Origin of the sequence: Pantoea sp. S62 (assembly GCF_016658625.1) — a bacterium.
GTDB classification, from domain to species: domain Bacteria; phylum Pseudomonadota; class Gammaproteobacteria; order Enterobacterales; family Enterobacteriaceae; genus Pantoea; species Pantoea vagans.
In genome coordinates this window covers 160,241-168,155 of the sequence record NZ_JACVVI010000012.1, presented here as the reverse complement: position 1 = coordinate 168,155, position 7,915 = coordinate 160,241, and the positions used below count along the sequence as shown (strand labels likewise).

The window sequence follows — 7,915 nt, the reverse complement described above, 5'->3', positions numbered from 1 at the left end:
ACCGGAAGTCACGCCTGAGCCGGAACCGACGCCAGCACCGGAAGTCACGCCTGAGCCGGAACCGACGCCAGCGCCAGATGTTACCCCTGAGCCGGAACCGACGCCAGCACCGGAAGTTACCCCTGAGCCAGAAGTAACGCCAGAGCCAGCGCCTGCTACAGACGCTTCGTCAGCGGATAATGCTACTGCTGAGCAAGCTGCTGTAGAGAAAGCGAAAGCAGAGGAAGAAGCTAATTCCAAAGCAGAGGCTGAGGCAAAAGCCGAAGCTGAAGAAAAAGCGAAAGAGGAAGCAGCGAAAGCAGAAGAGGAAGCCAAAAAGCCGGCGTTCAATCCGGATGACTGGTTCTCTGTTTACGACAACCTGCCATTGATCCAGCGCACGCGTGCCTTAATCGCCTCGCGGCAGTACATTTTCAGTGAAGCGGTCAGTCAGTTGCATAACCGTACTGACAGTCTGCGCGCCTCGCCAGAAAGCAGCGGATCATGGGCAACAATAGAGCAGAAAAAAGGGCATTTTCTTGGACTCGACGTCAACCAGCAAACACTGAATGTGGGCTGGGATACCCGCAGCGACAAGCAAACAGCCGGTATCAGCGCCAGTTATACGCAGGGTGAGGTAAAAGGGGAGGGTCATGAAAAGCATCGACTGGCTACTGTCGGTGCATTTTATTCCTGGCAGGCTGATGCCGGATGGTTCTTTGATGCGGCCAGTCGTTATATGTATCTGAATCAGGAGATAACGCTGGATCCTGCTTTAAATATTAATGGCATGAAAAAGGACAGCCATATGCTGGCAGGCAGCCTGCGCACTGGCTATGAGTTTGCGCTGGCTAACGATACTCTGTTTATCTCACCGTTTGTTGGTGTGACCGCTGGTGTCATGTCCGGCTATACCCTGAAAGGGGAAGATGCGTCAGTTTCGTTAAGTTCATCCACACCTTACTTCACCAGCAGCGGGTTCATGGTGCAGAAACGCGGTCTGGGCGCATTAATGCCGAATATTAACGTCAATGCCAGTCTGGCCTATCAGTATTCACCTGGTAATAATGGCTCCACAACCACACTTTCCGATCGTCAGTCAAACCGGCAATACAGCGCCTGGTCAGATAACCGTTATCGTGGCAGTGTAGGGCTGGAAGGTATTGTCGCGCCTGGCCTTTCACTAAATGCGAAAGTAGAGAGCAGTTTGGGTGGTGAATTTAAAACGGATTACAGTGGTATGATCGGCCTGTCATATCACTTCTGATATCCGTGTCTGAATAATATCAGAGCATCACTGCATGAAGGGGTGATGCTCTGACTTATCGATACATTATCCCTGCTGGAAAATATCAGTCTGCGGACGTACCTGTAAGACGAAAAAGGATAATCAGCAGTGCAGTAATTTTTCAGCGGATAATATATTAATGTTAATTTTCTCTGCTTATTTCAGCGTCAGCAAACTAATCGCCAGACTTCCGCAGGCACTTCGTTGTAAGTCTCATTCATTATTAGTTCGGCTTTGCGATGATCGTATGCGCCCTCAAAAGAAGAGAGATCGTCAGAAGGAAGTTTTTTCCGCATATAGCTTGTCACGATATCCAGGATATCGGTTGACGGGCAGTTTCTTAACTTATTCAGATAGTAGATTTTGTTCATAATTTTTTGCTGAAGTTAACCTGTAAAAATGAGCTTATGCGCGGTCTTAACTTTATTTAAGCTGACTCGCTGTGCTATCGATGCTGCCAGGAAAATAAATAAGAACCTGACAACTGATATACGTGTGTCCTTACGCACTGGATGAGTTCAGATGCGCAGTGTCGCCTCTGACGCTTCACTGACCTGGCTAAGCAGAAGGTTAAAAAATCAGCCTTCACCTTATTGATTTTATAATTTATTGTTTTTTAATGATTTTTACTGCAGCCCTACCGTAATCCCATATCAGATTAAACAGATAAGCATAAACCAAAAAAAACAGCACCAATCCACATTCCAGTTTCAGCGCTGCGAGTAGCGTAATATCCAGCCACCATGCTGCAAAAGGTATCAATACGAATAACAGACCTGCCTCAAATAAAACGGCATGGAGACATCTTATTCGCCAGTCTTTTTTAAATCCGGTTTGCAGCTGAACGCTGTCAAAAATCAGGTTGAACAGATAGTTCCATCCCATCGCCAGCGTTGATGAAACTATAGTCAACAGTGCCGACTGCGAAGGTGCTGCCGAGGCAAAATTAATCAGAATGATGAATACCAGGACATTAGCAACGACTTCGAAAATAACGGCGTGCAGCACTCTTTCTGTGGTGGTGCGCACCGGAGATAAACACTGTTCCAAACCACGCTCTCATTAATCCGCCAGGCACCGTTACCGGTGGAGATAAAATTCAGGATAACCTACTGCTCAGTCCGCTTATATTCAAAGCGCTGGACGTTTCCCTGCCTCAAACCGATGAGAATTTAGCATCGCACTGTCATAAAGTGAAAGCGTAACGGGAAACTACCAATAAAAATCCAGGCAGGCTTGATATTTATCAAACCTTATACAAAACGTGCTTTATCAGTGATGCCCCTTAGCATACCAGCTCCTGAATTACTCTTTCTGTTCAACGACCCGGGTCCAGAATGGTTAATCTGGAAAGTTTTTCACTGCATGCGGTGATGGTCTGTCGGATTCGAGGCGATGATAACAACTCAGAGATGGAGTGGAATATTAAAATAACAAATTGAGTGTATATAGATTTATATTTTAATATTTAGGGAGTGGGCAGTTTTAAAAACTGTATGTCGGCGTTTTTTGACGTTCTGAGGCGATTGCAATACAGAAGTGCAGAGTAAAAGTGAGGCTGCATGAGGTTAAAAGTGGTTTGTCCGCTTTGCCATTATCAATAGCCTAAACAGATTCAACGGCTGGCATCTATAACGAAAATGCGGCCCCCGGTGGAGAGTATGAGGTGTTGGTTCGCTTCATAACGCGTTCTCGGCTGTATAAATCACGAAGTCTACTTTTCCACTGGCATACTCATCGGGTTTCACTTTCTGCTCCAGATAATTCAGCATCAGCTGTACCGCCAACTGAGCATGCTGCCGGGTATTCTGATCCAGCGTCAGCGCAACGCTCTGATGCGCCATCAGCGTGCGTGTCGTGGCGTAAAGTTCATGGGTGACCCAGACGCACTGATTCAGCTGGCGATGCCGTGCCAGCGCCTGTCCGATTTCGGTATTCCCCAGCCCGGTGTTGTAAATTCCCAACAGATTTCCGCTCCGAACCAGCTGTTTCTCCAGCAACTTACTGATTATTTCGCGATTTTCCTGAGCGGCCAGAACTTCACGCAGACGAAGATGGGGATAGCGTTCAGTCATCAGCGTGCAAAATCCTTCAATGCGCTGACGATGCGCGCTGTAATCCCTGTGACCACTGACCATCAATACCTCACCGGGCTGATGCAGCATTTTACCCATAAGCTGAGCGGCGGTGCGTCCTGCCTGCAGCTGGTTGATCCCGACATGACAGAGCCGGGCAGCACCAGGCAAATCGGTGACCAGCGAGATCACAGGTACACCACGCACCTGGCAATGTTCCAGCGCCTCATAAATCGCCGGATGCTCATGTCCAAAAACGATCAGTCCATCCCGTGTCTCTGCTCCCTGTTTGATAAGCCTGGCCAGTCGCCCGGGCTGTGCTTCCGGAACAAAGGTGCGATGCAGCGTTAACCGGCGATAGCCCAGATGCGAGGCGACCTCTGTAAAATCCTGCGCCAGTTGCTTAAAGAAAAACGAATCGTTGCTGCTCAGCAGCAGTTCTATCTGCCACGGATGACGATGCTCTTCAGGCAGGATACGCTTCAGACCTATTTCCCGTGCTGCCTGCAGTACTCTGTGAACCGTCTCCGGCGCGACGCCGCCACGTTCATTAAGCACCCGATCCACGGTTGCCAGTCCCACACCTGCCCGTCGGGCGACCTCTTTCAGCGACATGCCGCTCTCCTCTGAGGTAAACACCTCAAAACATCATGCCGTAAGTGTAAAACGCCGCGTTATGCTGCCGGTGCAGCTTTCTGCCGGACTATGATGGAGTTCAAATAAATGAATAAAAAGCAACGTGTTGCCCTACTGGGGTGTGGCTTTATTGGTGAAGTTCATGCCGCGAATCTTCAGGCCCATCCCGGAGTAGAGCTGGTGTGGGTGGCGGATGCGGAACCGTCGCGCGCTGCCGACTTTGCGACCCGCTATGATGCCCGGGTCGCGTCCGTGACTGAAGCGATAAAGGATCCGCAAATTGACATGGTGCTTATCGCCAGCGCGACGCCAACCCATGCGGATTTGCTTGAAGCCGCTGCCCGCGCCGGTAAAGCAATCTACTGTGAAAAGCCGGTCGATCTCTCTCTTGAGCGTGCCCGTAAGGCCGTGGCTAACGTCCTCCCTTACAACGTGCCGGTCACGGTGGGGTTTAATCGCCGTTTTGATGTCAGCCATCAGCAGCTAAAGCAGCAACTCCGTCAGGGGCGGATTGGTCCGGCAGAACTGATTCAGATGGTCTGCCGTTCTTCGTCCATGCCGCCGCTGGCCTATCTTCAGGCGTCCGGCGGTCAGATGCGCGATCAGGCTATCCACTTTTTTGACCTGCTGCGCTGGCTGACAGAAGAAGAGGTAACGGAAGTGGCGGCGATGGGGGCCTCGCTGGCACTACCTTTGATCGGCGAATTCGCCGACGTGGACACCAGCACGCTGCTGTTGCGGCTGCAGAGCGGGGCGCTGGCACAGCTCGATAATGCCCGCCGCACCGGCTATGGCTATGACGAACGCATCAGTGTGATGGGGGCAAACGGCATGCTGGAATCGGCCTCCCAGCCGCAGCGCGGAGTCAGCTGTTATCAGGGCGCGCAGATTCAGCAGCCTGGGCTGCTGCCAGACTGGTTCAGCCGGGTGCAGCCAACCTATTATGCTCATCTGGATGCATTTATCCGAACGCTGAACGGGGAGCAGGTTGGGGATCTGCCTGGTCTGGAGGATGGCCTCAGGGCACAGGCGATTGCGGAAGCCGCGGTGATGTCCCTGACGGAAAGGCGTTTCTGTCAGGTGGAAAACGTGCTGATCTGATTCGGCATGGCAGGCGGACAAAAAATAAGTTTATTTTTATTGAATAGAAACCGGTGCTGAGCTGTTTACCGTATAGCGCCGCGCTGGCGGAGTGTCTCTGGCAGGTTTCATCAACTGCGCATAGCGGGTGCTGAACTGAAAATGGTGCATATCCTGCGCTACGAACGGACGTCAATTGCGCAGATCGCCTGGTTGCACGCGGATTATGGCCCGATGGCGCTTTGTATCTCGCCCGCATCGCACGACACGAAGACACGAACCCGATTGCTCGCCAACAGCGTCACGGCATGCAGCTGGCCTGGTGGACGCGCGACGGTTATCAATACGCACTGATTGGCCGCAACCTCTCAGCGCAACTGGCGTCAACCGCTGAAACATGACAGGCAGCGCTTACCTTATCCTGCGGCATGCGCAGCGGTGGCAATCAGCGCGGCTCTCTGACCTGCGCTGCAATCTTAAGCGCAATATTTACCCGATCGTCAACTACCCCGACCAGCCGATCCATACCGAAGGCGGAGCGAGAGATGGCGGTGGAAGCATGCAGTGCCAGCAAGCGAGAGGCAGGAACGAGCGTCTTCCCGCTGTCCAGCGAGGCCAGCATCACCACCGGCCGGCTGACAGCTTTAACCGTCAGCGTGCCAAAAATCCGGTAATTACCGTCACCCAGCGCAGCCACGCGACTGCTGACGAAATGAATCTGCGGGTAGCGCTCTGCATCAAAAAACAGATCACTTTTCAGTTGCCAGGTTAACAGGCTGTTCGAGGCGACCAGCGTTCCCACCGGAATATTCACTTCAATACGATCGTCACGATCTTCATCAGGATTAAGCGTAACCATGCCGGTCACGCCCTGCAGTCTGGCCTGCGAAAAGTCATGTCCAAAAGCACGCCACGAAAGGCCAATCGACGTTTTATCGGGGGTAATGGCATAGGTTACCGGCGCGGCACAGAGCACCGGGCTGATCAGGGCAAACAGAGTGCATAAACAGGCGGCACGTATCATCACTTTTTCTCTTTCAGAAAGACCAAACGTTAATGCCTGAAACCGCGATCTTATTCGCTTTTATTCGCACTGCTTTTACCACAGAGACACAGATAATCTGAAAGATATTAACTGACTGTCACCTCAGATTCACCAAAATGTAATGATTACTCCGGGTAGCGGAACATTAACAACGGGAAATATTAAGAATACATTAAGGCGACTTTATTAATCTGTCATTTTACTGAAATCCTGACTGGAAGTATGTGACGACATTGATTCGGCAATTCACAATCTGAAATTAGCTTATTTTAATCAGTGGCTTACGTTTTTATTCTGCGCGGGAATTGATGTCAGGCGAGCTATATCTGAGCTGACAACAGGCCGGGCCTGCTGTTTTATAAACAAAATATCAATAAATCAAAAAGAGTTGAGTGCCGGGGAAATATTATTGAAATAATAATGAACTTTTCAGGAATCCATTAACTGAATCCCTGTTGATTTTATTGTAATTAAACCTTTTCATTTAATGTTCAGTTAACTTTCATACGTTAGCTTGTATTAGCAGTCCGGTAACCTTAATTCCATAACGGGAAACCTGTTATGACTTATCTGCCTGCCAGACATTGATAAATCGCTATTACAGTTCTTTTCCGGCGTTGTATCCGATTAACAACGCGCGACAGTTTATGGGTTTGATTTGCAGGAGTTTTAGCATGGATTTTTTGCCATTTTCCCGCCCTTCATTCGGTGATGAGGAGCTGGCTGCTGTTAAAGCGGTATTCGACTCCGGATGGATAACAACCGGGGCGAAATGCGCCGAACTGGAGCAGGCCTTTGTTCAGCTGACCGGCAACCAGCATGCCATTGCAGTGAGCTCGGCTACTGCCGGGATGCATGTCACGCTGATGGCGATGGGGATCGGGCCTGGCGATGAGGTGATTACGCCATCCATGACCTGGGTTTCAACCCTGAACCTGATTACGCTGCTGGGTGCCACGCCCGTCATGATTGATGTGGATCCGGACAACCTGATGGTGACGCCGGAACGGATAGCTCAGGCCATTACGCCACGCACCCGCGCCATTATTCCGGTGCATTACGCCGGTGCGCCCGCCGATATCGCACCGATCTATCAGCTGGCTGAGCAGCATGGCATTGCCATTATTGAAGATGCGGCTCACGCGGTGGGCACGACTTATCACGACAGGCCGGTCGGGCATCGCGGCACGGCAATCTTCTCGTTTCACGCCATCAAAAACATCACCTGCGCGGAAGGCGGCCTGGTCGTGACCGATGACGCCGCTCTCGCCGATCGTATCCGCAGCCTGAAGTTTCATGGCCTTGCTGTGGATGCATTTGATCGTCAGACCCAGGGGCGTCTGCCGCAGGCGGAAGTGATGATGCCGGGCTTCAAATACAATCTGCCCGATATCAGCGCAGCCATTGCGCTGGTGCAGTTACAGAAACTGCCGGGCTTTATTGCCCGCCGCCGTGAGATTGCCGAACGCTATCTTGAGGCGCTGCGCTCGCTGCCCTTTACACCACTTTCACGGCCAGAGTGGCCGCATCAGCATGCCTGGCACCTGTTTATTATCCGCATTGATGAACAACGCTGCGGCCTCTCTCGTGATGCGTTTATGCAGGCGCTGAAGACGCGGGACATCGGCAGCGGCCTGCATTTCCGTGCAGCGCATACCCACAAATATTACCGCGAGCGCTATCCCGATCTGCGTCTGCCCGCCAGTGACCGTAACAGCCAGCAGATGTGTTCAATTCCGCTGTTTCCATCCATGACGGATCAGGATGTTGAACGCGTGATTCAGGCTTTACATGACATTGCCGGAGCCTGAG

The 7,915-nt window shown here is 51.4% G+C and carries 7 protein-coding genes and 1 pseudogene; 4 read left to right on the top strand and 4 right to left on the bottom strand.

Annotated elements, in window-relative coordinates; translation table 11 throughout:
* Positions 1-1,246 (top strand): autotransporter outer membrane beta-barrel domain-containing protein (locus IBT54_RS17335; RefSeq protein WP_201252555.1); only part of this gene is annotated, 1,246 nt, incomplete at its 5' end.
* 188 nt (positions 1,247-1,434) lie between these two features.
* Here IBT54_RS17335 and IBT54_RS25385 read toward each other — a convergent pair.
* From IBT54_RS25385 to IBT54_RS17320, 3 genes are all read right to left on the bottom strand, one after another.
* Entirely contained in the window at positions 1,435-1,638 is a 204-nt protein-coding gene (locus IBT54_RS25385; RefSeq protein ID WP_033785255.1) for an Hha/YmoA family nucleoid-associated regulatory protein, read from the bottom strand.
* Positions 1,639-1,873: 235 nt separating this feature from the next.
* The gene (locus IBT54_RS17325; RefSeq protein WP_033785256.1) at positions 1,874-2,317 is read right to left on the bottom strand and encodes a PACE efflux transporter; all 444 of its coding nucleotides are present in this window, start codon (positions 2,315-2,317) and stop codon (positions 1,874-1,876) included.
* 629 nt (positions 2,318-2,946) lie between these two features.
* Entirely contained in the window at positions 2,947-3,957 is a 1,011-nt protein-coding gene (locus tag IBT54_RS17320; RefSeq protein ID WP_201252554.1) for a LacI family DNA-binding transcriptional regulator, read from the bottom strand.
* Positions 3,958-4,065: 108 nt separating this feature from the next.
* Between IBT54_RS17320 and IBT54_RS17315 the strand changes: the two genes are divergently transcribed.
* Entirely contained in the window at positions 4,066-5,079 is a 1,014-nt protein-coding gene (locus IBT54_RS17315) for a Gfo/Idh/MocA family oxidoreductase (RefSeq protein WP_201252553.1), read from the top strand.
* A 111-nt stretch (positions 5,080-5,190) separates the two neighbouring features.
* Positions 5,191-5,459 (top strand): annotated as a pseudogene (locus IBT54_RS25495) (hypothetical protein); the annotation flags it as partial.
* Positions 5,460-5,503: 44 nt separating this feature from the next.
* On the opposite strand, the gene IBT54_RS17305 reads toward IBT54_RS25495, so the two are convergent.
* A complete protein-coding gene (locus IBT54_RS17305) occupies positions 5,504-6,082 on the bottom strand; it encodes a YceI family protein (protein WP_033785259.1) in 579 nt (192 codons plus the stop codon).
* A 695-nt stretch (positions 6,083-6,777) separates the two neighbouring features.
* Here IBT54_RS17305 and arnB point away from each other — a divergent pair.
* Positions 6,778-7,914 carry a UDP-4-amino-4-deoxy-L-arabinose aminotransferase gene (gene arnB, locus IBT54_RS17300; protein WP_147789891.1) on the top strand — a complete coding sequence of 379 codons (1,137 nt, stop codon included), beginning with the start codon at positions 6,778-6,780 and terminating at the stop codon, positions 7,912-7,914.
* Position 7,915: the final 1 nt, after the last annotated feature.